This window comes from Variovorax paradoxus NBRC 15149, from assembly GCF_001591365.1.
GTDB lineage: Bacteria > Pseudomonadota > Gammaproteobacteria > Burkholderiales > Burkholderiaceae_C > Variovorax > Variovorax paradoxus.
Genome location: NZ_BCUT01000001.1, coordinates 2151711 through 2174386 on the forward strand (window position 1 = coordinate 2151711; position 22676 = coordinate 2174386).

At 69.1% G+C, this 22676-nt stretch carries 21 protein-coding genes; 14 read left to right on the forward strand and 7 right to left on the reverse strand.

The window, feature by feature from the left end; all coding sequences use genetic code 11:
- Positions 1–14 precede the first annotated feature (14 nt).
- From VPA02S_RS10060 to VPA02S_RS10070, 3 genes are all read right to left on the reverse strand, one after another.
- Positions 15–809: a hypothetical protein gene (locus VPA02S_RS10060; protein ID WP_062363747.1), complete on the reverse strand. Its 795-nt coding sequence runs from the start codon at positions 807–809 to the stop codon at positions 15–17.
- A gap of 2 nt (positions 810–811) precedes the next feature.
- Entirely contained in the window at positions 812–1030 is a 219-nt protein-coding gene (locus VPA02S_RS10065) for a hypothetical protein (protein ID WP_012745611.1), read from the reverse strand.
- Positions 1031–1337: 307 nt separating this feature from the next.
- A complete protein-coding gene (locus tag VPA02S_RS10070) occupies positions 1338–2273 on the reverse strand; it encodes a LysR substrate-binding domain-containing protein (protein ID WP_012745610.1) in 936 nt (311 codons plus the stop codon).
- 82 nt (positions 2274–2355) lie between these two features.
- Here VPA02S_RS10070 and VPA02S_RS10075 point away from each other — a divergent pair, with 82 nt between their 5' ends.
- The 6 genes from VPA02S_RS10075 (at position 2356) to VPA02S_RS10100 (ending at position 7502) form a co-directional block, all read left to right on the forward strand.
- Positions 2356–2673, forward strand: a complete 318-nt coding sequence (locus VPA02S_RS10075; RefSeq protein WP_026283921.1) for a DUF2917 domain-containing protein — start codon at positions 2356–2358, stop codon at positions 2671–2673.
- Positions 2674–2806: 133 nt separating this feature from the next.
- Positions 2807–3985 carry an acetyl-CoA C-acetyltransferase gene (locus VPA02S_RS10080; RefSeq protein WP_062364468.1) on the forward strand — a complete coding sequence of 393 codons (1179 nt, stop codon included), beginning with the start codon at positions 2807–2809 and terminating at the stop codon, positions 3983–3985.
- On the forward strand, positions 3985–4791 hold the full coding sequence (locus tag VPA02S_RS10085) for an enoyl-CoA hydratase-related protein (protein ID WP_062363748.1): 807 nt from the start codon (positions 3985–3987) through the stop codon (positions 4789–4791). The genes VPA02S_RS10080 and VPA02S_RS10085 overlap by 1 nt, the downstream gene beginning before the upstream one ends.
- 3 nt (positions 4792–4794) lie before the next feature.
- Positions 4795–5958 (forward strand): acyl-CoA dehydrogenase family protein, encoded by a 1164-nt coding sequence (locus tag VPA02S_RS10090; protein ID WP_062363750.1) that lies wholly within the window; start codon positions 4795–4797, stop codon positions 5956–5958.
- Between the two features lie 46 nt (positions 5959–6004).
- The gene (locus VPA02S_RS10095; protein ID WP_062363752.1) at positions 6005–7261 is read left to right on the forward strand and encodes a 6-phosphofructokinase; all 1257 of its coding nucleotides are present in this window, start codon (positions 6005–6007) and stop codon (positions 7259–7261) included.
- Positions 7262–7265: 4 nt separating this feature from the next.
- Positions 7266–7502, forward strand: coding sequence for a cysteine-rich CWC family protein (locus VPA02S_RS10100; RefSeq protein ID WP_062363754.1), 237 nt, complete (start codon positions 7266–7268; stop codon positions 7500–7502).
- On the opposite strand, the gene VPA02S_RS10105 is transcribed toward VPA02S_RS10100, so the two are convergent.
- Positions 7493–8860 carry a zinc-binding metallopeptidase family protein gene (locus VPA02S_RS10105; protein WP_062364470.1) on the reverse strand — a complete coding sequence of 456 codons (1368 nt, stop codon included), beginning with the start codon at positions 8858–8860 and terminating at the stop codon, positions 7493–7495. The genes VPA02S_RS10100 and VPA02S_RS10105 overlap by 10 nt on opposite strands.
- Before the next feature lie 132 nt (positions 8861–8992).
- On the opposite strand from VPA02S_RS10105, the gene VPA02S_RS10110 reads away from it, so the two are divergent.
- The 5 genes from VPA02S_RS10110 to VPA02S_RS10130 all read left to right on the forward strand — a co-directional run bounded on the left by VPA02S_RS10110 (position 8993) and on the right by VPA02S_RS10130 (position 16209).
- Positions 8993–10486: a DHA2 family efflux MFS transporter permease subunit gene (locus VPA02S_RS10110; protein ID WP_062363755.1), complete on the forward strand. Its 1494-nt coding sequence runs from the start codon at positions 8993–8995 to the stop codon at positions 10484–10486.
- A 64-nt stretch (positions 10487–10550) separates the two neighbouring features.
- Positions 10551–11690 carry an ABC transporter substrate-binding protein gene (locus VPA02S_RS10115; protein WP_062364471.1) on the forward strand — a complete coding sequence of 380 codons (1140 nt, stop codon included), beginning with the start codon at positions 10551–10553 and terminating at the stop codon, positions 11688–11690.
- Between the two features lie 50 nt (positions 11691–11740).
- Positions 11741–12508, forward strand: a complete 768-nt coding sequence (locus tag VPA02S_RS10120; protein ID WP_062363756.1) for a class II glutamine amidotransferase — start codon at positions 11741–11743, stop codon at positions 12506–12508.
- 138 nt (positions 12509–12646) lie between these two features.
- Positions 12647–14908, forward strand: a complete 2262-nt coding sequence (locus VPA02S_RS10125) for a TonB-dependent receptor (RefSeq protein ID WP_062363758.1) — start codon at positions 12647–12649, stop codon at positions 14906–14908.
- Positions 14908–16209 carry a PepSY-associated TM helix domain-containing protein gene (locus VPA02S_RS10130; protein ID WP_062363760.1) on the forward strand — a complete coding sequence of 434 codons (1302 nt, stop codon included), beginning with the start codon at positions 14908–14910 and terminating at the stop codon, positions 16207–16209. Before VPA02S_RS10125 ends, VPA02S_RS10130 begins: the two co-directional genes overlap by 1 nt.
- Here the strand turns inward: VPA02S_RS10130 and gshB are convergent.
- Together gshB and VPA02S_RS10140 are read right to left on the reverse strand one after the other, a co-directional pair.
- Positions 16172–17125 carry a glutathione synthase gene (gene gshB / locus VPA02S_RS10135; RefSeq protein ID WP_012745595.1) on the reverse strand — a complete coding sequence of 318 codons (954 nt, stop codon included), beginning with the start codon at positions 17123–17125 and terminating at the stop codon, positions 16172–16174. The two genes, VPA02S_RS10130 and gshB, sit on opposite strands and share 38 nt — an antisense overlap.
- Positions 17122–18387 carry a benzoate/H(+) symporter BenE family transporter gene (locus VPA02S_RS10140; RefSeq protein WP_012745594.1) on the reverse strand — a complete coding sequence of 422 codons (1266 nt, stop codon included), beginning with the start codon at positions 18385–18387 and terminating at the stop codon, positions 17122–17124. Before VPA02S_RS10140 ends, gshB begins: the two co-directional genes overlap by 4 nt.
- A gap of 171 nt (positions 18388–18558) precedes the next feature.
- On the opposite strand from VPA02S_RS10140, the gene VPA02S_RS10145 reads away from it, so the two are divergent.
- Genes VPA02S_RS10145 through VPA02S_RS10155 form a run of 3 tightly spaced genes read left to right on the forward strand, consistent with a single transcriptional unit; the run spans position 18559 to position 20758 of the window.
- Positions 18559–18999, forward strand: a complete 441-nt coding sequence (locus tag VPA02S_RS10145) for a hypothetical protein (protein WP_012745593.1) — start codon at positions 18559–18561, stop codon at positions 18997–18999.
- Positions 19000–19009: 10 nt separating this feature from the next.
- The gene (locus tag VPA02S_RS10150) at positions 19010–19933 is read left to right on the forward strand and encodes a polysaccharide deacetylase family protein (RefSeq protein WP_012745592.1); all 924 of its coding nucleotides are present in this window, start codon (positions 19010–19012) and stop codon (positions 19931–19933) included.
- Between the two features lie 57 nt (positions 19934–19990).
- Positions 19991–20758 (forward strand): GntR family transcriptional regulator, encoded by a 768-nt coding sequence (locus tag VPA02S_RS10155; RefSeq protein ID WP_012745591.1) that lies wholly within the window; start codon positions 19991–19993, stop codon positions 20756–20758.
- Positions 20759–20803: 45 nt separating this feature from the next.
- Here the strand turns inward: VPA02S_RS10155 and VPA02S_RS10160 are convergent, their stop codons facing one another.
- Complete coding sequence (locus tag VPA02S_RS10160) at positions 20804–22675, reverse strand: potassium transporter Kup (protein WP_026283919.1); 1872 nt, start codon at positions 22673–22675, stop codon at positions 20804–20806.
- Between the last annotated feature and the right edge of the window lies 1 nt (position 22676).

The following is a 22676-nucleotide window of genomic DNA, read 5'->3' on the forward strand; positions in this document are numbered from 1 at the left end:
GCGCAGGCGCAAGCTCAACGGCGCTCGCCCAACCGCGAGCGCACCTCCGCGCGGCCGAGCTTGCGCATGCACTCCGCATACACGTTGGGCCGGCCGTACATCGCCATGGTGTCGGTGGTGCCGAAGGCGGGCGGCTCGCAGCCGCGGCGCGTGACCAGGCAGCGCCGCAGCACGTCGTAGCAGCGCGGCGCGGGCTCCAGCCGGCGCACCTCGGGCACACGCGCGAGCGTCACCTCCCACCAGCAGCCATCGATGCGATGCCACTGCGTGACGGCGTCGATCACATGGCAGGGCGCGTAGGGCTTCACCACTCCTTGCGCCGCCGCCGCCACCTTCGCCTCGCGTTCGGCCTTGCGGCGCTGCCCCGAGCCGCGCCGATACCGGTTGGGCAACAGGATGCCGGTGCCCGGATGCACGAAGAGTTCGACGTGGGGCGCTTCGCGCAGCGGCACGCGGTCGCTGCCCGCCCACCACCGCGAACGCACCAGTACCTGGCTGCCGTGCATCACCGCATCGCGCACGACGAAGTCGTCGATGTGCAGGAAGATGTGCGCCTGCACCGTGCTGCGCCGGTCGATGCCTTGGCAGAGCTCGCTCCACACCTTGTCCCACGGCCGGTGCACCTGCTTGTGCAGCCAGCGCCTGAGCGGCTGGAGGTTCTCGTTGAGCCCCTTCGGGTGGTCGTAGCCACGCTTCATGCCGAGGTGCGAGCCGCGCTCCCTGCTGTTTCGAAACACGCGCCCGTCGCCCTGCACGCCACCGCCGCGGCGCGGCCGTTCGACGATGAGCTTGTCCATGTCTTCGCGCATCGTCAGCCCTCCCGCCCAAGGCTGCGCGCAGCCTTCTGCAACGCGACCTTCTGCGCGCGCCGTTCCGCACGGTGCGTGCGCAGGTGGCGCCCCGCCTTCTGATTGGATTCGCCGCGCGCGATCGCGGCCACCACGGGATTGCGAGGTGCCGCATTCGGCACCGAAAAATAAAACCGGCCCAGACGCTTGTCGTCGTCGCGGGCCTTTCGTTGAGCACTCATGTGCGCACACTCCAGAAACAAGAAAACCCCGGCGAATGGCTGCGCGGGGCCTTTGTCGATGGGCCTCGGCGGATGCGTGGATGCACACGCGGCCGGGGCGGTCGGTGTGCGGGTCAGGTGTTCAGGAAACGGTTCATTGAATGTGTTGCCGCCCGGGAGGTTGGTCGTCGCCAGGCGCGGATGAAAAACTGTTGCTGAAAAACGAAGGGCGGATTCTGGCGAGCACGCGCGCTGTGTGCAAGCGCGGCGCCTGCGGCTGTGGCGCAAAGCCCACGCCTCGCGCTGCGAGGCACTTGTCTCGAATCCCTCAGCTCCGCTGCGCCGCCTCGGCTTCGTCGCGCAGCCACTCTGCGAACTCCTGCGCATCGCGGTTGCCGGCGGCGCGCCGCGAGGCCTCGATGAAGTAGCCGCGGTGCGAAGCCGCGCCCTCGCCGAGCGGCGCCACCAGCCGGCCGTCCTGCACCAGTTCGCGCAGCAGCGGCAGCCGGCCGATCACCACGCCCTGCCCGGCCACGGCGGCGGCCACCGCATCGGCGTACTGGGTGAAGCGCAGCGTGCTCTTCATGCGCAGGTCGTCGAGCCCCATCACCTTGAGCCAAGGTTCCCAATCGGCGGTGGGCGCTTCGCTGTGGTCCGGATATTCGACGGTGAGCAGGGTGAGCTTCGAAAAGTCCGCCGGCGTGCGCAGCGAGGCGGCAAGCTGCGGCGAACACAGCGGGATCACCGATTCCTCGAACAGCGCCGGGCCGATGCCGCGGCCGATCGGCATGAAGCGCACCGCCAGGTCGAGGCGGCTGCTCTCCAGGTCGAGCACGTCGAGCGTGGCCGACACGCGCACGTCGACCTGCGGATGGCTGCCGGTGAAACGGGCGAGCTTCGGAATGAGCCAGAGCGATGCAAAACCCGGCGTGGTGGTGATCGCCACCTGGCGCGGCGCGGAACTGGCGCGCACCCGCGCGGTGGCGTCGCGCAGGCGCTCCAGGCTGTCGGTCACGGCCCGCTGCATCACGCCGCCGGCTTCGGTGAGCGCCAGCGCGCGGTGCCGGCGCTCGAACAGCAGCACGCCCAGGCTGGCTTCGAGCTGCTGGATCTGGCGGCTCACGGCCGACTGGGTCAGGTGCAGCTCGCCGGCCGCGAGCGTGAAGCTCAGCCGGCGCGCCGCGGCCTCGAAGCTGCGCAGCAGTTCGAGCGGCGGTAGCTCGCCGGAGGCGGTGCCAAGGGCTTTCGCATTCTCTGGAAGCATGCAATGAGTTCCGAATTACCGTGTGCAAGAGGAAGGCCGGTTCACTATATTCATTCGTATCACGAATGCAATGGAGCTTGCCATGAGCACCCAGCCTCTTTCTTCTTCCCGCTTCCAGGTCAGCCTGCCGACCCGTTCCATCTTCTCGGTGCCCGATGGCGCCGGCGTGGGCATCGAATGCCGCAGCGGCTCGGTCTGGGTGACGCTCGACCGCGATCCGCGCGACATCGTGCTTGCGCCGGGCGAGCGCTTCGAAGGCAGCGAGCACCGGCGCGTGCTGGTGTCGGCGCTCGAAGCCTCGTGCATCACGGTGTCGGACGCGCAGCCCGCGGCCATGCCGCTGCCGACGCGGCGCCGGTCGCCTTGGCGACTGCTGCCGCTCGGGTTGTCCCCGGCTTGACCTGAGCCGCCTCGGCATCGACCCTCGATGCCATGGACCTTCCAAGCACCGAACGCCGCCGCCGTGACGGGCGGCTTTTTTGCGTTGGGCGCCGCGCGGGTCACGCTGTTTTCTTTTCTGGAGGGACATGACCATGGCAGAGGCATACATCGTGGCCGCCGCGCGCACGGCCGGCGGGCGGCGCGGCGGCAAGCTCGCGGGCTGGCATCCGGCCGACCTGGCGGCGCAGGTGATCGACGCATTGGTGGCGAAGAGCGGCATCGACCCGGCCACGGTGGAAGACGTGATCCTGGGCTGCGTGAGCCAGGTGGGCGAGCAGGCGACCAACGTCGCGCGCAACGCGGTGCTGGCGTCGACACTGCCCGAATCGGTGCCGGGCACCTCGGTCGACCGGCAGTGCGGCTCGTCGCAGCAGGCGCTGCATTTTGCGGCGCAGGCCGTCATGTCGGGCGCCATGGACGCGGTGATTGCAGGCGGCGTCGAGAGCATGACGCGCGTGCCGATGTTCACGCCCAATGCGCTGCCGGCCAAGGCGGGCCTGGGCACCTACATGAGCCCGGCCATGAAAAGGCGCTACCCCGGCGTGGAGTTCAGCCAGTTCGCCGGCGCCGAGATGATCGCGAAGAACTACGGCATCGACAAGGACGCGCTCGACCGCTACGCGCTCGAAAGCCATCGCCGCGCCATGGCCGCGACGCGCGCGGGCGCGTTCGATGACGAGATCGTGCCCATCGAGATCCTGCAGGCCGACGGCAGCGGCACGGGCGAGCAGCACATGGTGGACGAAGGCATCCGCTTCGATGCCACGCTCGAAGGCATCGCGGGCGTCAAGCTGATTGCCGAGGGCGGACGCTGCACCGCCGCCACCGCGAGCCAGATCTGCGACGGCGCGAGCGGCGTGCTGGTGGTGAACGAACGCGGCCTCAAGACGCTGGGCGTGAAGCCGCTTGCGCGCATCCATCACATGAGCGTGATGGGGCACGACCCGGTGATCATGCTGGAGGCCCCGCTGCCCGCCACGCTGCGTGCGCTCAAGAAGGCCGGCATGCGCATCCAGGACATCGATCTCTATGAAGTGAACGAAGCCTTCGCGCCCGTGCCCATCGCCTGGCTGGAGGCATTGGATGCCGACCCCGCGCGGCTCAATGTGAACGGCGGCGCCATCGCGCTCGGCCATCCGCTGGGCGCCTCGGGCACCAAGCTCATGACCACGCTGGTCCACGCGCTCGGCCGGCGCGGCAAGCGCTACGGGCTGCAGACGATGTGCGAAGGCGGCGGCATGGCCAACGTCACCATCGTGGAGAGGCTCTGATGAACGCACCGCAGCCCTATGTGCTCTACGCGCTGGCCGACGGCGTCGCCACGCTCACGCTGAACCTGCCGGCCAAGCTGAATCCGATTGCGCGCGAACTGCAGGTCGAACTGCGCGACACGCTGGAGCGCATCCGCGACGACCGCGCGGTGCGCGCCGTGATCCTGACCGGCGCCGGCAAGGCCTTTTGCGTGGGCGCCGATCTGAGCGCGATGGCGCCCGGCGGCGAAGGCAAGTCGCTCGGCGCGCAGACCGCGGAGTGGATGCAATCGCTCAGCAACCCGCTGATCGAGACGCTGCGCACGCTGCCCGTGCCGGTGGTGGCGGCCGTCAACGGCGCCGCGGCCGGCGCCGGCGTGGGCTTGGCGCTGGCGGCCGACGTGACGATCGCGGCGCGCAGCGCCTATTTCTACCTGCCCTTCCTGCCCAAGCTCGGCATCGTGCCGGACCTGGGCTGCACCTGGGCCATTCCGCGGCGCGCCGGCCGGGCACGCGCCATGGGCATGGCGCTGCTCGACGAGCGCCTGGGCGCCGAGCAGGCGGTGCAATGGGGCCTGATCTGGGCCTGCGCGGACGACGAACAGCTGCTCGACGAAGCACGCGCCATCGCGCAGCGGCTCGCCCGCCTGCCGGCGCATGCCGTGGTCGAGGCGCGCGAAGCCTTCGAGGCCGCCGAGCGCCACACGCTGGCCGAGCAATTGCACTACGAAAGCGAGCGCCAGCGAGAACTGATCGACCGCCCCACCTTCCGCGAAGGCGTGAACGCCTTCCTGCAGAAGCGCCCGCCAAGCTTCCCCGGGCGCTGAGCCATGATCGAACGCACGCTTTTCAGCGCCGACCACGAGGCCTTCCGCGACAGCTTCCGCCGCTTCATGGACAAGGAGATCGCGCCCTTCCACGAGGCCTGGGAAGAACAGGGCTACGTCGACCGCGCCGTCTGGTCCAAGGCCGGCGAGAACGGCTTTCTCTGCATGGCGCTGCCCGAGGACTACGGCGGCGCGGGCGCCGACCTGCTCTATTCGGTGATCCAGTTCGAGGAGCTCTGGGCGCGCGGCTTCACGGGCATCGGCTTCGGGCTGCACAGCGAGATCGTGGCGCCCTATGTCCTGCGCTACGGCACCGAGGTGCAGAAGCAGCACTACCTGCCCCAACTCGCGAGCGGCGAGATGGTCGGCGCCATCGCGATGAGCGAGCCCGGCGCGGGCAGCGACCTGCAGGCGGTCAAGACCAGCGCCATCCGCCAGCCCGACGGCAGCTACCTGCTCAATGGCAGCAAGACCTTCATCACCAACGGCTGGCATGCCGACCTCGTGATCGTGGTCGCCAAGACCGACCCGGCCGCGGGCGCCAAGGGCACCAGCCTGTTCCTGGTCGAGCGCGGCATGCCGGGCTTCGAAAAAGGCAAGCGGCTCAAGAAACTCGGGCTGAAGGCGCAGGACACCTCCGAGCTGTTCTTCAACGACGTGCGGCTGCCGCCCGACGCGTTGCTCGGCGATGCCGCGCAACTGAACCGCGGCTTCGTCTGCCTGATGGAGCAGCTGCCCTGGGAGCGGCTGCAGATTGCGATCAGCGCGGTGGCCGCGTCGCAGGCGGCCATCGACCAGACCGTCACTTATGTGAAGGAGCGCAAGGTGTTCGGCCAGCCGGTGGGCAGCTACCAGAACACGCGCTACACGCTCGCCGAACTGCAGACCGAGGTGCAGGTGGCGCAGGTGTTCGTCGACAAGTGCATCGAGCTGCTGATGGCCGAGAAGCTCGATACCGCCACCGCCAGCATGGCCAAGTACTGGACCACCGACCTGCAGTGCAAGGTGATGGACGCCTGCGTGCAGCTGCACGGCGGCTACGGCTTCATGTGGGAGTACCCGATCACGCGCGCGTATGCCGATGCGCGGGTGCAGCGCATCTATGGCGGCACGAACGAGATCATGAAGGAGGTGATCACGCGGGCGATGGGCCTCGGCGGGCGCTGAAACAGCACCCCTGGCGCCCGGCCTGAGGCTGCGGGAGAATCGCCGCATGCCCATCCTCAACGCCTTCTACGCCCAGTCGGGCGGCGTCACCTCGGTCATCAATGCGTCGGCCTGTGGCGTGATCGAGACCGCACGAAAACACCCGGACCGCATCGGCAATGTCTACGCCGGGCGCAACGGCATCATCGGTGCGCTGACCGAAGAACTCATCGACACCGGCGCCGAGCCGGCCGAGGCGATTGCGGCGCTGCGTAGCACGCCCTCGGGCGCCTTCGGCTCGTGCCGCTACAAGCTCAAGTCGCTCGAGAAGAACCGGCGCGAATACGAGCGGCTCATCGAGGTGTTCAAGGCGCACGGCATCGGCTATTTCTTCTACAACGGCGGCGGCGATTCGGCCGACACCTGCTTCAAGGTGAGCCAGCTGTCGCAGTCGCTCGGCTATCCGCTGCAGGCGATCCACGTGCCCAAGACCATCGACAACGACCTGCCGCTGACCGACTGCTGCCCGGGCTTCGGCTCGGTGGCCAAGTACGTGGCGGTGTCGACGCTGGAGGCCTCGTTCGACGTGCGCTCGATGGCGGCCACCTCCACCAAGGTGTTCGTGCTCGAGGTGATGGGCCGCCATGCGGGTTGGATCGCGGCGGCCGGCGGGCTCGTGGCCGACCATGGCATTCCGGTGGTGGTGCTGTTCCCCGAGATCGAGTTCGACAAGGCGCGCTTTCTCGCGCGCGTCGACGAACTGGTGAAGCAGCACGGCTACTGCTCGGTGGTGGTGTCCGAGGGCTGCCACTACCCTGACGGAACCTTCCTGGCCGAGCAGGGCACGCGCGACGCCTTCGGCCATGCGCAGCTCGGCGGCGCGGCGCCGGTGGTGGCGCAGATGGTCAAGGAGGCGCTGGGCCACAAGTTCCACTGGGCCGTGGCCGACTACCTGCAGCGCGCGGCGCGGCACATTGCCTCGGCCACCGACGTGCGCCAGGCCTACGAGCTGGGGCAGCGCGCGGTCGAGCTCGCGCTCGAAGGCCGCAACGCGGTGATGCCGACCATCGAACGCACCTCCGATGCGCCCTACACCTACCGCATCGGCAGCGCGCCGCTCGACGCGGTGGCGAATGTCGAAAAACCGATGCCGCGCGACTTCATCTCGGACGACGGCTGGGGCATCACCGACAAGTGCAGGCGCTACCTGCTGCCGCTGATCGAAGGCGAGGACTACCCCGCCTACCGCAACGGCCTGCCGGTGTACGCCACCCTGCGCAACGTGGCCGTGCCCAGGAAGCTGCCGGCCTTCGAGCTCGCCTGACGCGATGGAAACAGCCACCGCCACCATCGACACCACGCGCTGTCCGCTGTGCGGCGAGGAGAACCGCTGCGCGATGGAAACCGCGCGCGAAACCGGCCAGCCGCAACCGCCCTGCTGGTGCATGGCGGCCGACTTCGGCAAGGCGCCGTTTGGGGCCCTGCCGCCGGCATCGCGCGGCAAGGCCTGCATGTGCGCGCGCTGCGCCGCGGGGATAGCGGCGGCCGAGCCTCGTCAGGACTGAGCGGCGCCCTGCTGCTGGTTCTGGGCCTGCGGTACTGGCGCGGGCGCCGCTTGGGAAGCAGCTGCAGGGGCTTTTGCCTCCGGCGGCAGCGGCACGCCGGGCGACGCGGCTGCGGACATGCCGCGGTCACGCTGCTGCGTGATCACGCAGTGGATGAACTGCAGCTTGCCGACAGCCACGCGCGGCAGCACGAAGGGGTAGTAGTCGGGCTGGCCCATGCTGCGCGAAAGTTCGTTGAGCACGTTGGTGAGCAGCACCCAGCCGTTGAGAAAGTCCAGGAACTTGGCGGCGCCGGGATGCTCGGGCTGCCAGAGGTCTTCCGCGGTGAACAGGTCGGTCGCAAGCTCGACGTTGGTGGCGTCCACGCCAAAGCTCATCGCCGTGTCGGCGGTGTCGGCCATGTGCAGGTAGTGGGCCCAGGTCTCGGCCCAGTCTTCCCAGGGATGCATGCTCGCGTAGCTGCTCACGAAGCGGTTGGCCCAGTCGGGCGGCGGGCCCTGCTCGTAGTGCTGCTGGAGCGCCGCGGCGTAGTCGGCGCGCTCGTCGCCGAAGAGTGTGCGGAACCCGTCGAGCCACGGCGTGGGCTGCACCAGCAGGTCCCAGTAGTAGTGGCCGACCTCGTGGCGAAAGTGTCCGAGCAGCGTCCGGTAGGGCTCGCGCATTTCGGCGCGGATGCGCTCGCGCACCGCGTCCTCGGCCTCTTCGGCGTTGAGGGTGATCACGCCCTGTTCATGCCCGGTCATCACGTGCGGGCCGCCCGGCATGTTGCCGAGGAAGTCGAAGGCCAGCCCGTGCACCGGATCGGCATGGCGGCTGACCACCGGCAGCCCGAGCGCGAGCAGCTGCGAGATGAGCCGGCGCTTCGCATGCTCGAGCTTGCGCCAGAGTTCGCCATTGCTCTCCACCGAAAGATCGGGGATGGTGCGGGTGACGCTGCAGGCCAGGCAGTAGCCGGGCGCGAGGCCGTCGGTGTTGAACGAAGGGTCGTCGCCCTCGCGCGGGGCCGGCACCATCCAGTTGCAGCTGGCGGCGGTCATGAGGTTGGCGCAGCGGCGGTAGGTGCGGCCGTCGGGATTGCCGAACACGGTGAAGAGCTGTTCCTCGGGCTCGGCGCCGTCGGCTGCGCCGCCCTCGGCCTTGTCTTCGGCCTCGACCGGCGCCAGCGGCACCACGCCCAGGCGCTCGATCACGTAGCCGAGCGGCGTGCGGCAGGCCAGGCACTGGCTGTTGCGCAGGAACACCGGCCGGCCGCACTGGCAGCGGTAGGCGCGGCTCACGGTGGGCGCCGCGAGTTCGGAGGCAAGGTGGGAGGGCGCGCCCGGCTCGGGAGCGCTGGCATGGTCAGGTGGCGTATTCATGTCGTTGTTCTGGAAAGGCAGCGCGGGACAGCGGTGCATTGTGTGACGCGCAGGTGCCGGCTCCGCCGCGCAAAGCCCGATATGCTTGTAGGACGACGGACCCGCATCGAATAAAAAGCGGGGCCACCGCCCATGACCACCACTCCCAAGCCCGAAGCCGCTTCGCCGGCCCCGCCCTCCATCGGCACGCTGCGCGAACGCTACGGCCCGCGCTACCGCTGGTACCTGCTGCTCTCGGTGATGGTGGGCGTGATGGCGTCGATCATGTCCTCGACCATCGTCAACGTCGCAATCCCGGGCATGAGCCACCATTTCTCGCTGGGCCAGGAGCGCGCGCAGTGGGTGAGCTCGGGCTTCATGGTGGCGATGACGGTCTCGATGCTGACCACGCCGTGGCTGCTGTCGCGCTACGGCTACCGGCGCACCTATGCGGGCACGATGGTGCTGCTGCTCGCGGGCGGCGTGGCGGGCGGGCTGGCCAACAACTTCTCGCTGGTGCTGCTGGCGCGCGTGGCCGAAGGGCTTGCGGCGGGCGTGGTGCAGCCGATTCCGGCCATCATCATCCTGCGCGCCTTCGAGCCCCACGAGCAGGGGCGCGCGAGCGGCATCTTCGGCATGGGCGTGGTGCTGGCGCCGGCCATCGGGCCCAGCATCGGCGGCGTGCTGGTCGACCTGTTCGGCTGGCGCTCAATCTTCTTCATGGTGGTGCCGTTCTGCCTGGCCTCGCTCTGGCTGGCCTACCGGTTCGTGCCCACCACGGCGCCCGGCGGCGTGGCGGCCACGCGCGGCAGCGGGCTCGACTGGCGCGGCCTTGCGCTGGGCACCGTGGGCACGCTCTGCCTGCTGAACGGCCTGGTCGAGCTGCGCGGCGATTCGCCGCTGCAGGCCGGCGTGCTGCTGGCAGCCGCGGCGCTGGCCTTTGCAGCCTTCGTCTGGTGGCAGCGCCGCCATGCGGCCGGCGGCGGCGAACCGCTGATGAACCTGGCGCTCTTCCAGTACCGCCAGTTCGCCATGGGCAGCGTGGTCGCCTTCATCTACGGCACGGCGCTGTTCGGCTCCACCTACCTGCTGCCGGTGTACATGCAGGTCGGGCTGCAATTGTCCGCGTCGCACGTGGGCACCATCCTGCTGCCGGCGGGCATCGTGCTGGCCCTGACCATTGCGGGCGTGGGCCGGCTGGCCGACCGGCAGCCGACCTGGATGCTGGTGAGCATCGGCCTGGTGCTGCTGGCGGCTTCGTTCGCGCTGATGGTGGTGCTCCGGCTCGACAGCGCGCTCTGGCTGCTGGTGGCGTTTGCCATCATCGGGCGCATCGGGCTTGGCTTCATCCTGCCCTCGCTCAACCTCGGCTCGATGCGGCCGCTGGCCAAGCCGCTGATTCCGCAGGGCGCCAGCGCGATCAACTTCCTGCGCATGCTGGGCGGCGCGGCCGGCGTGAGCCTGTGCGCCATCGTGCTCGAGTGGCGGCTGGCGGTGCATGGCGATTCGCTGGCCAATGCCGCGAGCAGCCCCGCGCGGCTGGCGGCCTTCGACGAGGTGTTCCTGATGCTGGCGGCGCTTTGCGCACTGGCCATTTGCGCGGCCTGGCAGCTTCGGCAGTCCGATCCGGCAAGGGTAAGCACTTAGTAATACTTAAGCACCCATCGTTTCTAATTGTTAGCATTTGTTAGCTAATGATGGGATGGGTTTCATGCAACGCAGAAGTTTTGTCGCCGGAACGGCGGTTTTCGCAGCGGGCCTGGCCCATCTCTCGTCCGCGCAAGCGGCCGAAGCCGGGGTGACCGACACCGAGATCGTGCTCGGCAGCTCGGCCGTGCTGAGCGGCCCGCTCGGCTCGCAGATCAAGGTGGTGCACAACGGCGCCGCGCTGGCCTTCGACGCCATCAATGAGCAGGGCGGCGTGGGCGGACGCAAGATCAAGCTGGTGGCGCTGGACGACGAGCTCAAGCCCGAGAAGGCGGTCGAGAACTACGCCAAGCTGCTGAACGACCACCGCGTGTTCGCGTTCTTCGGCTGTGTGGGCTCGGGCACCACGGCCGCCGCGGCCAAGCTGCTGCAGCAAAGCGGCGCGCCCAGCGTCGGCGGCTACGGCGTGGGCGACAGCGCGCGCGAACGCGTGGCGGGCTCGGCCTACTTCGTGCGCGCCAGCAATGCACGCGAAGCCCAGGCGCTGGTCGAGCACCTGTCGACCATCGGCGTGAACAAGATCGCGATCGCCCACCTGGACAATCCCGGCGGCGTGGAGGCGGTGAAGCTGATCGAGGCGGCCATGGCCACGAACAAGCAGGCGCCCGCGCTGGTGGTGTCGGTGAAGGGCGACGGCTCGACCTCCGCGGCCGCCGGCAAGATGCTGGCCGACAGCCAGTCCCAGGCCGTGCTGATGTACCTGGCCGGCACCGTGGCCGGCGAGGTGATCAAGGCGACCTATGCGGCTGGCAGCAAGCCGATGTTCTATGGCATGTCGATCGTGCCGGGTGAGGTCACGGCCAAGGTGGTGCAGCTGCAGGCCAGCGGCCTGGCCATCTCGCAGGTCATGCCCTACCCCTGGGGCGAGGTGGAATCCGTCACGCGCGACTACCGCCGGCTGGCCGAGCGCGCGCAGGTGCCGGTGGGCTACGGCAGCTTCGAGGGCTACCTGAACGCGCTGGTGATGATCGAGGCGCTCAAGCGCACCGGCCGCGACCTGACGCGCGCCCGCCTGCATGCAACGCTGCGGGCGTTCAGGCTGCGCCTGGCCGGCATGGACATCGACTTCTCGACCGGCGCCAATGCCGGCTCGCGCTTCATCGAGATGGTGCGCGTCACGCCCGAAGGCCGCTTCGTGCGCTGAACCGGCGATGGGGTTCGCCGGGCAGGCGGCGCTCGCGCTCTAATAGCGCCATGTGCCAACTGCTTGGAATGAACTGCAACACGCCCACGGACGTGACCTTCAGCTTTACGGGCTTCGCGCAGCGCGGCGGGCGCACCGACCACCATGCCGACGGCTGGGGCATCGCCTTCTTCGAGGACCGCGGGCTGCGCCACTTCGTCGACCACATGCCCGCGAGCGAGTCGCCGGTGGCCGAGCTGATCCGGCGCTACCCGATCCAGAGCCGCAACGTCATTGCGCACATCCGCAAGGCCACGCAGGGCGCCGTCAACCTGCAGAACTGCCACCCTTTCGTGCGCGAGCTGTGGGGCCGCTACTGGGTGTTCGCCCACAACGGCGACCTGAAGGACTTCCGCCCGCGCCTGCACGGCAACTTCCACCCGGTGGGCAACACCGACAGCGAGCACGCCTTCTGCTGGATCATGCAGGAGCTGGCCAAGTCGCATGCGGGCGTGCCGAGCATCGAGGAGCTCACGCTCACGCTGCGCGAACTGGCGCCGCAGCTTGCGGGCCACGGCACCTTCAACTTCATGCTGTCGAACGGCCAGGCGCTCTGGGCCCATGCCTCCACGCATCTCTGGTACGTGGAACGGCGCCATCCTTTCGTCACGGCGCAGCTGTCGGACGAAGACCTGGAGATCGACTTCGCGCGGCACACCACGCCGAACGACCGCGTGGCGGTGGTCGTGACCGCGCCGCTCACCACCAACGAAAGCTGGACGGCCTTCGCGCCCGGCGAGCTGCACGTGTTCGTGGACGGGCAGCTGGCGCCGTTCTGAAGCGGCCCTGTCCGGCAGGGCTTCGATTGACGACTTTCCCCTGACACTTTTCCGCAACATGGCGGGAAAGTTTCGAAATCATGGGCTTTGTTATCGAATAATAACGGTTCTCATTTGTATTACAGATTGAACCGTTCCATGTCCGCTGCTCCGTTTCCCCGGCTTCGCCCGACCGTGGCCGCCTCGCTGCTCGCCCTTCACGCCGTGGCCGCCCTTGCACAGACCACCGCGGCGCAGCCGGCCGCCTCGCCCTCGCCGTCTTCATCGAACGGCACGCTGGCCACCGTCACCGTCGAAGCCAGCGCCGACGCCTCGGCCGAGGGCCTGACCAAGCCCTACGCCGGCGGCCAGGTGGCGCGCGGCGGGCGCGTCGGCATCCTGGGCAACCAGGACATGATGAGCACGCCGTTCTCCGGCACCAGCTACACCCACGAGCTGATCCAGAACCAGCAGGCCCGGAGCGTGGCCGACGTGCTGCAGAACGACCCGACCGTGCGCGTGGCGCGCGGCTTCGGCAACTTCCAGGAGTCGTACTTCATCCGCGGCTTCATCGTCAACTCGGACGACATCGCCTACAACGGGCTCTACGGCCTGCTGCCGCGGCAGTACATCTCGTCCGAACTGTTCGAGCGCGTGGAAGTGTTCCGCGGTGCGAGCGCATTCCTGAACGGCGCCACGCCCTCGGGCGGCGGCATCGGCGGCAACATCAACCTGCTGCCCAAGCGCGCCCCGAACGAGCCGCTCACGCAGGTCACGCTGGGCACGGCCAGCGGCTCGCAGGCCTATGCCGCGACCGACATCGCGCGCCGCTTCGGCCCCGACCAGAGCGTGGGCGTGCGCCTGAACGCCGCGCACCGCGACGGCGGCACGGGCGTGGACGGCGAAGGCGTCAAGCTCGACGTGCTCTCGGTGGGCCTGGACTGGCGCAGCCGCGATGCGCGCATCTCGGCCGACATCGGCCACCAGGAGCATCGCCTGCGCAACACGCGGCCCAACGTGACGCTCGGCAGCGGCGTCACGGTGGTGCCCAGGGCGCCCGACAACAGCACGAACTTCGCGCAGCCCTGGACCTATTCCTACGAGCGCGACACCTTCGGCTCGGTGCGCGGCGAGTACGACATCACGCCGGACATCACGGCCTGGGCCGCCGCCGGCGCGCGCAGCAGCTACGAGAACAATTCCCTCGCGGGCCCGACGGTCTCCAACGGCCTCACGGGCGCGGCCACGATGACCCGCTTCGACAACACGCGCGAGGACAAGGTCAAGACGGCCGAGATCGGCGTGCGCGGCAAGCTGCGCACCGGCGGCGTGGGCCATGAATGGGTGCTGGGCTATTCCTACTTCGATCTCGAGAAGAAGAACGCCTACGGCATGGGCCTGGGCGCCGGCGGCACGCTCAACACCGGCATCTACTCTCCGCGCAGCTATTTCCCGCCGGCGCTGACCTACCTGGGCAACGACCTCGCCAACCCCGCGCTCAACGGCACCACCACGCTCAAGAGCCTGGCCATCGGCGACACGCTGTCCTTCATGGACGACCGCCTGCGCCTGACGCTGGGCGCGCGCCGCCAGACGATCGAGACCGCCGACATCGGCTACCGCATCGTGAGCAACGGCCGGCAGACCGCCGCCGGCGGCACCGTCACCTCGTACGACCAGAGCCGCACCAGCCCGCTGGCGGGCATCGTGTTCAAGGCCAACGACCGGCTGTCGGTCTATGCGAACTACATCGAAGGGCTGGCGCAGGGCGAAACCGCGCCCGCCCAGTCCGGCGGCCAGCCGGTGCTCAATGCCGGCCAGCAGCTGCGCCCCTACGTCTCCAAGCAGAAGGAGGTCGGCATCAAGTACGACGCCGGCCAGGTCGGCGGCACGCTGGCCTTCTTCTCCACCGAGAAGCCGCGCGCCTTCGTGCAGGGCAACTACTTCTCCGCGAACGGCAAGGACCGCCACCAGGGCGCCGAGCTCAGCGTCTTCGGCCAGGTCAGCAAGGGCCTGCGGCTGCTGGGCGGCGTGACCTGGCTGGACGCCAAGCAGAAGGACACGGGCAGCAGCACCACCGACGGCAAGCGCGTGATCGGCGTGCCCAAGGCGCAGGGCAGCATCGGCGTCGAATGGGATGTGCCGGGCGTGCAGGGCCTCTCGCTCGACGGCCGCATGGTGGCGAGCGGATCGAGCTACGCCAATGCCGCCAACACGCTGCGCGTGCCGGGCTGGACCCGCGTGGACATCGGCGCACGCTACGTGACCGAAGTGAGCGGCAAGCTGCTCACCCTGCGCGCGCGCATCGAGAACCTGGCCGACCGCAACTACTGGTCCTCGGTCGGCGGCTATCCCGGCTCCGGCTACCTGGTGCTCGGCGCGCCGCGCACGTTCAACCTCTCGGCCACGCTCGAGTTCTGATGCGCGCCCTTGCAACCGCCGTGCACCGCTGGGCGGGACTGGCGGTGGCCCTGTTCCTCGTCGTCTCGGGGCTGACCGGCGCCGTCATCTCGTGGGACCACGAGATCGACGGCTGGCTCAACCGCAAGCTCTACGACACCGCGAGCCGCGGCCCCTTCAAGGACCCGTTCGAGCTCGCCGCCGCGGTCGAGGCGCACGATCCGCGCGCGCGGGTCGCCTACCTCCCGCTGGGCTTCGAGGAAGGCCACGCCGCCGGCTACTTCGTGCAGCCGCGCACCGACCCGGCCACCGGCAAGCCCTTCAGGCTCGGCTACAACCAGGTGTTCGTCGACCCGGTGACGGCCGAGGTGCGCGGCCGCCGCGACTCGACCGCGATCTCGCTCAAGCCCGAGACGCTGATGCCCTTCCTGCGCAAGCTCCACTACATGCTGCACGTGCCGGCGATGTGGGGCACCGACCGGCTGGGCTACTGGATCATGGGCACGGTGGCGCTGGTGTGGCTGCTCGACAGCTTCGTCGCGCTCTACCTCACGACCCCGCGCCGGCTGCGCCGGGCGGTGCACCCGGCGCACCGGCCCGCGGGCGTCTGGTGGCAGCGCTGGAAGCCGGCCTGGACGGTGCGCTGGGCGGCCGGCGGCTACCGGCTCAACTTCGACCTGCACCGCGCGGGCGGGCTGTGGATGTGGCTGCTGATCATCGTCATCGCCTTCACCTCGTTCTCGCTGAACCTCTACAAGGAGGTGTTCCACCCGATGCTCTCGCTGGTGTCGAAGACCACGCCGGGACCGTCGGCGCTGGTGCCGCTCGCGCCGCTGGGCACGCGCATCGAGCCCGCCATCGGCTTTCGCGAGATCGTGGCGCAGGCCGATGCCGAGGCGCGGCGCCGCGGCTGGACCACGCCGCTGGGCGGCGTGTTCTACAACGCGCGCGGCGGCTTCTACAACATCTCGTTCTTCGACCGCGCCTCGCACGACGACAGCGACGGCATGGGCCTGTCGAACCTCTACCTCGACGGGCGCGACGGCCACCTGATCGGCAGCAACCGGCCGTGGCACGGCACGGCGGCCGACGTGTTCGCGCAGCTGCAGCTGCCGCTGCATGGCGGGCGCATCCTCGGGCTGCCGGGGCGCATCCTGATGTCGGCCATGGGCCTTGCGGTGGCGATGCTGTCGATCACGGGCATCGTGATCTGGGGGCGCAAGCTGCGCTCGCGGCGGCTGCAGGACCGGCGCCAGCGCGAACCGGCCGGCGCGGCCCCGGCGCTCAGGCAGGGCGCAGGGTTTTCTCCAGCGCGTCGATGAACATCGCCGGCACGTCGAAGCCGGTCTGTTCGGTGATCTCCTGGAAGCAGGTGGGGCTGGTCACGTTGATCTCGGTCACGCAGTCGCCGATCACGTCGAGCCCGATCAGGAGCAGGCCGCGCGGTGCGAGCGCGCGGCCCACGGTTTCGGCGATCTCGCGGTTGCGCGGCGTGAGCGGCTGCGCCACGCCCTTGCCGCCGGCCGCCAGGTTGCCGCGCACTTCGGTGCCCTGCGGAATGCGCGCCAGCACGAAAGGCGCCGGCTCGCCCGCAATGATCAGGATGCGCTTGTCGCCCTGCACGATATCGGGCACGAAGCGCTGCACCATGATGGTCTCGGCGCCGTTCTTGTTGAGCGTCTCGACGATGGAGCCGAGGTTCAGCGCGTCCTGCCTGACGCGGAAGATGCCCATGCCGCCCATGCCGTCGAGCGGCTTCAGGATGATGTCGCCGTGCTCGGCATGGAAGTCGCGCACGGCCTGCGCGCTGCGCGTGACCAGCGTGGGCGTGGTGAACTGCGGAAACTCCATGATCGCGAGCTTCTCGGGATGGTCGCGCAGCGCGCGCGGCTTGTTGACCACATGCGCGCCTTCGCGCTCGGCCTGCTCGAGCAGGTGGGTGGCGTAGATGTACTCGGCGTCGAAGGGTGGGTCCTTGCGCATGAGCACCGCGTCGAAGTCCTTCAGCGCCTTCGACTCGCGGATGTCCTCGCGGTACCAGGCCTTGCTGTCGCCGGTGAGCGTGATCTGCTGCACGTTGGCCGTGACCAGCCCGCCCGACACCCACTGCAGCTCTTCCGGCAGGCAGGCCGCGATGCGGTACCCGCGGCGCTGGGCCTCGCGCATCATCGAGAAGGTGGTGTCCTTGTAGATCTTGAAGTGATCGAGCGGATCGGCGACGAAGAGGATGTTTTTCATCTGGGAGTCTTTCCGGCGCCGGGTGTGGCCGCCATGTTGCTGCTGTCTGGCGCGATGTTGCCGGAAGCGGCGATGCCCTTGCCGGCGGAGGCCTTTGTGCGCCCGGCCTGCTGCACCGCGAGTGCGAGCGCGCCCGCCACCACGCCCCAGAAGGCCGAGCCGATGCCCGCGATGGCCACGCCCGAGAGCGTCACCAGGAAGGTGATGACCGCGGCCTCGCGGTGCGGCTCGTCGCGCACCGCGGCGGCCAGCCCGCTGCCGATGGTGCCCAGCAGCGCCAGGCCGGCAATGGCGGCGACCAGCTCCTTCGGAAAGGCCGTGAGCAGCCCGGTGACCGCGGCGCCGAAGAAGGCGATCACCACGTAGAGCGCGCCGCAGCTCACCGCGGCCGTGTATCGGCGCGCCGGGTCTTCGTGCGCCTCGCGGCCCATGCAGATGGCGGCGGTGATCGCGCCCAGGTTCAGGGCAAAGGCACCGAAGGGCGCGAGCACCAGCGTGGCGAAGCCGGTTGCCGTGATGATCTTGCTGATCGGCAGGTCGCCGTAGCCTGCGGCGCGGATGGTCGCCACGCCCGGCAGGTTCTGCGAGGCCATGGTGACGATGAAGAGCGGCAGCGCCAGGCTCACGATGGCCTGCCAGCTGAACACCGGCATGGTGAACACCGGCCAGGTGAGCGAGAACTGCACCGCGGACACGCTCATCTCGCCGCGCGCGGCCGCAAAGGCAACGGCCGCCAGCAGCGTGAGCGGCACCGCATAGCGCGGCAGCAGGCGCCTGGCCACCAGGTAGGTGCCGAGCATCAGCAGCACCAGCGGCAGCGCGGTTCTCGCGGCGATGAAGGCGTCGAGCCCGAAGCGCGCGAGCACCCCGGCCAGCAGCGCGGCGGCAATGGCCATCGGGATCCGGTTCATCACGCGCTCGAACCATCCCGTGGCGCCCGCCAGCACGACCAGCAGCGCGCAGGCGATGAAGGCGCCGACCGCCTCGCCCATGCCATAGCTGCCGGCCGCCACGGCGAGCACCGCGGCGCCCGGCGTGCTCCAGGCGATCATCACCGGCTTGCGCCACCACAGCGACAGCAGGATGGACGGCAGGCCCATGCCGATGCCCAGCGCCCACATCCACGAGGCCGCAAGCTCGGGCGTGGCGCCGAAGGCCTGCGCGGCCTGGAACACGATGGCCACCGAGCTCATGAAGCCCACGAGCACCGCGACGAAGCCCGCAGTGAAGGCCGAGAGGCTCAGATCCTTGAAAAAACGCATCGGGCGATTGTGCCGGGGACGCCGCGGCTTCGCCCAGCCTCCAGTGCCGGCGGCGCGCTCATGGATTGTCGACAATTCCCTTCAAGTTACGTCGACAATCGGCATGAGAATTGCTGCAGCACTGCCGTGCTTTCCGCCATGCACCGCCATGGCCCCCACGCTGGAGAACCCATGAACACGCCTGCTTCGCCCGATGCACCCCCATCGCCGCATCCTTCCACGCCCGCCGAGGTGGTCGACGAATTCCTTCGCCTCGTGATGATTCCCGACCCGCAATCGGCGTCGCGCTTCACCGCGCCCGACATCCGCATCCGCTTCACCGGCAACCGCGAGATGCAGGCACCCGGCGACACCTCGGCCTTCAATGCGAAGCGCTACGCCTGGGTGAAGAAGAAGATCGAGCGCACCGAAGTGGTGGCCGGCGGCACGCCCGAGGAAACCGTGGTCTACAGCCTCGGCACGCTGTACGGCGCCTGGCCCGACGGCACTGCCTTCGAGGGCAACCGCTATGTCGACCGCTACGTGGTGCGCCACGGCCTCATCAGCCGCATGGACGTGTGGAACGACAGCGCCGAATGGCTGCTGGTGCGCGCCGGGCTGGCGGTGCTGTGAGGCCGCGCGCATGACCGCATGCTGGCCCGGGCGGCTGCCCACGCACGGCCGCTTCGGCTACAGCCCGATCACGCGGCGGCCCGACTACGCCTGGCCGAACGGCGCACGGCTGGCCGTGTACATCGGCTTCAACATCGAGCATTTCGCGTTCGGCGACGGGCTGGGCGCCTGCATCGGCCCGGCCTCGCCGCAGCCCGACGTGCTGAACCACGGCTGGCGCGAATACGGCAACCGCGTGGGCGCCTGGCGCTGCCTCGAGCTGTTCGATGCGCTGGCGCTGCCGGCGGGCGCGCTCGTCAACACCGCTCTCTACGACCACTGCCCGGAACTGGTCCAGGCCTGCGTGGCGCGCGGCGACGAGCTGATCGGCCACGGCCACAGCAATGCGGAGCGGCAGGGCGCATGGGACGAGGCGCACGAACGCGCGCTGCTCTCAGGCTGCCGCGAGCGCATGCAGCGCGAAAGCGGCCAGGCGCCGGCCGGATGGCTGTCGCCATGGATCTCGGAAAGCGCCGTCACGCCCGACCTGCTGGCCGAGACCGGCTACGGCTACACGCTCAACTGGTGCCACGACGACCAGCCGGTGCGCATGCGCACGCGCGGCGGCAGCTCGATCTGGTCGGTGCCGTATCCGCAGGAGCTCAACGACATTCCGATGATCGTGGGCCGACTCATGGACGCCAGGGACTTCAGCGCGATGGTGGTCGACAACTTCGACGAGATGCGCGAGCAGTCGCGCGCGCAGCCGCTGGTGATGGGCCTCGCGCTGCATCCCTACATCGTGGGCCAGCCCTATCGGCTGCGCCACCTGCGCACCGCGCTCGCGCACCTGGCCCGCGCGCGCGACCGCGGCGACATCTGGTTCACCACGCCCGGGGCGATCGCATCGCACATGCAGCAGCTTGCGGCCGACCGGCCCGCGGACTTTGCATAGGCCCCGGCACGCGCCGCACGCGCTCGATAATGGGCAGGTTCCCCCATCGACTGCGCCATGCCCCGTTCTTCTTCGCCGCCCAAGCCCGCCACCGCGCCGCGACCCACCCGGCGCAAGCTGCCGCCCACCGGCGGCGCCGCGGCAAAGAACGAGGGCAACGGCGACATCGAGGAACGCATCTTCCGCTCGGTCTTCGAAAGCGTGGCCAGCCAGCGCCTCGCGCCCGGCACCAAGCTGCCGGAGGCATCGCTGTGCGAACTGTTCGGCGTGAGCCGCGCGCTGGTGCGCAAGGTGCTGCAGCGGCTCGCGCACGACCACATCGTGGAACTGCGGCCGAACCGCGGCGCCATCGTCGCCATGCCCTCGCCCGAGGAGACGCGGCAGATCTTCGAGGCGCGCCGCGCGCTCGAGGCCGCGCTGGTGCGCATGGCGGTGCGCAATGCCACGCGTGCCGAAGTCGCCGAGCTGCGGCGACACCTGAAGCAGGAGCATGCGGCGATGCACCGCTATGCGCAGCCCGAGTGGGCGCGCCTGGCCAGCACCTTTCACCTGCGCGTGGCGAAGCTCGCGCGCAATCCGATCCTGGAGCGCTACCTGAGCGAGCTCATGTCGCGCTGCTCGCTGATCGTGGCGCTCTACGAGCCGCCCGGCAATGCATCGTGCGAACACGGCGAGCATGCGGACGTGGTCGATGCCATTGCGCGCGGCGATGCGGACGAGGCCGTGCGCCTGATGGAAGCGCACCTCCTGGTGCTCGAGAAGAACATCGCGCTCGACCGGCCCGCTTCCGGGCGCAGCCTGGGCCAGATGCTGGGACTGGGCTGAGCGGCGGCGGGCGGCCTGCCGCGGCAGGGCCCGTCGCCATCCTCATCAGATCTCGATCTTCGAGCCCAGCTCGACCACCGCGTTGTTCGGCAGCCCCAGGAATGCGGCGGCGCCGCTCGCGTTGTGGTGCATCTGCGCGAACAGCTTCTCGCGCCACGGCGCCATGCCGCTGCCCAGCGTGGGAATGACGACGTCGCGCGAGAGGAAGTAGCTCGTCGTCATGGGCTCGAGCTGGCAGCCGCGCATGCGCGCGTTGTCGAGCGCGCGCGGCAGGTCGATGTCGTTCTTGAAGCCGTAGTGCACGGTGACCTGCCAGCAGTGATGGCCGAGCGCCTCGATCTCGATGCGCTTGTCCATCGGTATCCAGGGCACTTCGTGGTTGCGCACGGTCACGAACATGTTCTGCTCGTGCAGCACCTTGTTGTGCTTGAGGTTGTGCAGCAGCGCATTGGGCACCACGCCGGGTTCGGCGGTGAGGAACACCGCGGTGCCGTCCACGCGCGCGGGCGGGCTCTCGAACACCGAATCGAGAAAGGCCTTCAGCTCGATGGCGTCGGCGCGCTGCACCTCGCCCATCAGCCGGCGGCCTTCCTTCCAGGTGATCATCAGCGTGAACACGGCGCCGCCGATCACCAGCGGGAACCAGCCGCCCTCGAACAGCTTGAGCAGGTTCGAGGCGAAGAACAGGAAGTCGACCACGAAGAACATCGCGGTCGATGCAATGCACAGCGCCAGCGGCAGCTTCCAGGCGTAGCGGATCACGAAGAAGGTCAGGATCGTGGTGATCAGCATGTCGGTGGTCACGGCGATGCCATAGGCCGCGGCCAGGCTGCTCGACGAGCGGAACATGACCACCGCCAGCACGATGGCCACGAACAGCCCCCAGTTGACCAGCGGAATGTAGATCTGCCCCGCCGTGCGCACGCTCGTGTGCTCGATGTTCAGGCGCGGCAGGTAGCCCAGCTGGATGACCTGGCGCGTGACGCTGAAGGCACCCGTGATGAGCGCCTGCGACGCGATGACGGTGGCCGCCGTGGCCAGCAGCACCAGCGGAACGAGCGCCCATTCGGGCGCCATCATGAAGAAGGGGTTCTTCACGGCCTCGGGGTTCGCCAGCAGCAGCGCGCCCTGGCCGAAGTAGTTGAGCGTGAGCGCCGGCATCACGACCGTGAACCAGGCCACGCGGATCGGCCGCTTGCCGAAGTGGCCCAGGTCGGCGTAGAGCGCCTCGGCGCCCGTCACGCACAGCACCGTGGCGCCCAGCAGGATGAAGCTGGTGCCCGGGTTGTCCCACATGAACTTCAGCGCGAACCAGGGGTTCAGAGACTTGAGGATTTCAGGGTGGTGCAGGATCTGCGACACGCCGAGCACCGCAATGGCCAGGAACCACGCGAGCGTGATGGGCCCGAAGAACTTGCCGATGCCCGCCGTGCCGCGCTTTTGCACCACGAAGAGGCCGAACAGCACCACCAGCGTGACCGGCAGCACATAGTGCTTGAAGTGGGGCGACACCACTTCGAGGCCTTCGACCGCCGAAAGCACCGAGATGGCCGGCGTGATGACGCCGTCGCCATAGAAGAGCGAGGTGCCGAAGATGCCCACCAGCAGCAGCACGTGGCGCAGCCTGGGCTTGTCGGCCACCGCGCGCGAGGCCAGCGCCAGCATGGCGACCAGGCCGCCCTCGCCTTCGTTGTCGGCGCGCAGCACCAGCACCACGTACTTGATCGACACGATGACGGTGAGCGTCCAGAAGAACATCGACAGGATGCCGTAGACGTTTTCGACAGTGAACGGCAGGTGGCCGTGGCCGAACACTTCCTTGACTGCATACAGCACGCTGGTGCCGATGTCGCCATAGACGACACCGATGGCGCCGATGATCAAGGCGGCGGCGGAAGTGGATTTGGGAGGTGACACG

What these genes read in the sequence shown, in the direction of transcription:
- VPA02S_RS10060 (WP_062363747.1), bottom strand. Translation starts at nt 809, where the DNA reads ATGCGCGAAGACATGGACAAGCTCATCGTCGAACGGCCGCGCCGCGGC.
- VPA02S_RS10065 (WP_012745611.1), bottom strand. Translation starts at nt 1,030, where the DNA reads ATGAGTGCTCAACGAAAGGCCCGCGACGACGACAAGCGTCTGGGCCGG.
- VPA02S_RS10070 (WP_012745610.1), bottom strand. Translation starts at nt 2,273, where the DNA reads ATGCTTCCAGAGAATGCGAAAGCCCTTGGCACCGCCTCCGGCGAGCTA.
- VPA02S_RS10075 (WP_026283921.1), top strand. Translation starts at nt 2,356, where the DNA reads ATGAGCACCCAGCCTCTTTCTTCTTCCCGCTTCCAGGTCAGCCTGCCG.
- VPA02S_RS10080 (WP_062364468.1), top strand. Translation starts at nt 2,807, where the DNA reads ATGGCAGAGGCATACATCGTGGCCGCCGCGCGCACGGCCGGCGGGCGG.
- VPA02S_RS10085 (WP_062363748.1), top strand. Translation starts at nt 3,985, where the DNA reads ATGAACGCACCGCAGCCCTATGTGCTCTACGCGCTGGCCGACGGCGTC.
- VPA02S_RS10090 (WP_062363750.1), top strand. Translation starts at nt 4,795, where the DNA reads ATGATCGAACGCACGCTTTTCAGCGCCGACCACGAGGCCTTCCGCGAC.
- VPA02S_RS10095 (WP_062363752.1), top strand. Translation starts at nt 6,005, where the DNA reads ATGCCCATCCTCAACGCCTTCTACGCCCAGTCGGGCGGCGTCACCTCG.
- VPA02S_RS10100 (WP_062363754.1), top strand. Translation starts at nt 7,266, where the DNA reads ATGGAAACAGCCACCGCCACCATCGACACCACGCGCTGTCCGCTGTGC.
- VPA02S_RS10105 (WP_062364470.1), bottom strand. Translation starts at nt 8,860, where the DNA reads ATGAATACGCCACCTGACCATGCCAGCGCTCCCGAGCCGGGCGCGCCC.
- VPA02S_RS10110 (WP_062363755.1), top strand. Translation starts at nt 8,993, where the DNA reads ATGACCACCACTCCCAAGCCCGAAGCCGCTTCGCCGGCCCCGCCCTCC.
- VPA02S_RS10115 (WP_062364471.1), top strand. Translation starts at nt 10,551, where the DNA reads ATGCAACGCAGAAGTTTTGTCGCCGGAACGGCGGTTTTCGCAGCGGGC.
- VPA02S_RS10120 (WP_062363756.1), top strand. Translation starts at nt 11,741, where the DNA reads ATGTGCCAACTGCTTGGAATGAACTGCAACACGCCCACGGACGTGACC.
- VPA02S_RS10125 (WP_062363758.1), top strand. Translation starts at nt 12,647, where the DNA reads ATGTCCGCTGCTCCGTTTCCCCGGCTTCGCCCGACCGTGGCCGCCTCG.
- VPA02S_RS10130 (WP_062363760.1), top strand. Translation starts at nt 14,908, where the DNA reads ATGCGCGCCCTTGCAACCGCCGTGCACCGCTGGGCGGGACTGGCGGTG.
- gshB (WP_012745595.1), bottom strand. Translation starts at nt 17,125, where the DNA reads ATGAAAAACATCCTCTTCGTCGCCGATCCGCTCGATCACTTCAAGATC.
- VPA02S_RS10140 (WP_012745594.1), bottom strand. Translation starts at nt 18,387, where the DNA reads ATGCGTTTTTTCAAGGATCTGAGCCTCTCGGCCTTCACTGCGGGCTTC.
- VPA02S_RS10145 (WP_012745593.1), top strand. Translation starts at nt 18,559, where the DNA reads ATGAACACGCCTGCTTCGCCCGATGCACCCCCATCGCCGCATCCTTCC.
- VPA02S_RS10150 (WP_012745592.1), top strand. Translation starts at nt 19,010, where the DNA reads ATGACCGCATGCTGGCCCGGGCGGCTGCCCACGCACGGCCGCTTCGGC.
- VPA02S_RS10155 (WP_012745591.1), top strand. Translation starts at nt 19,991, where the DNA reads ATGCCCCGTTCTTCTTCGCCGCCCAAGCCCGCCACCGCGCCGCGACCC.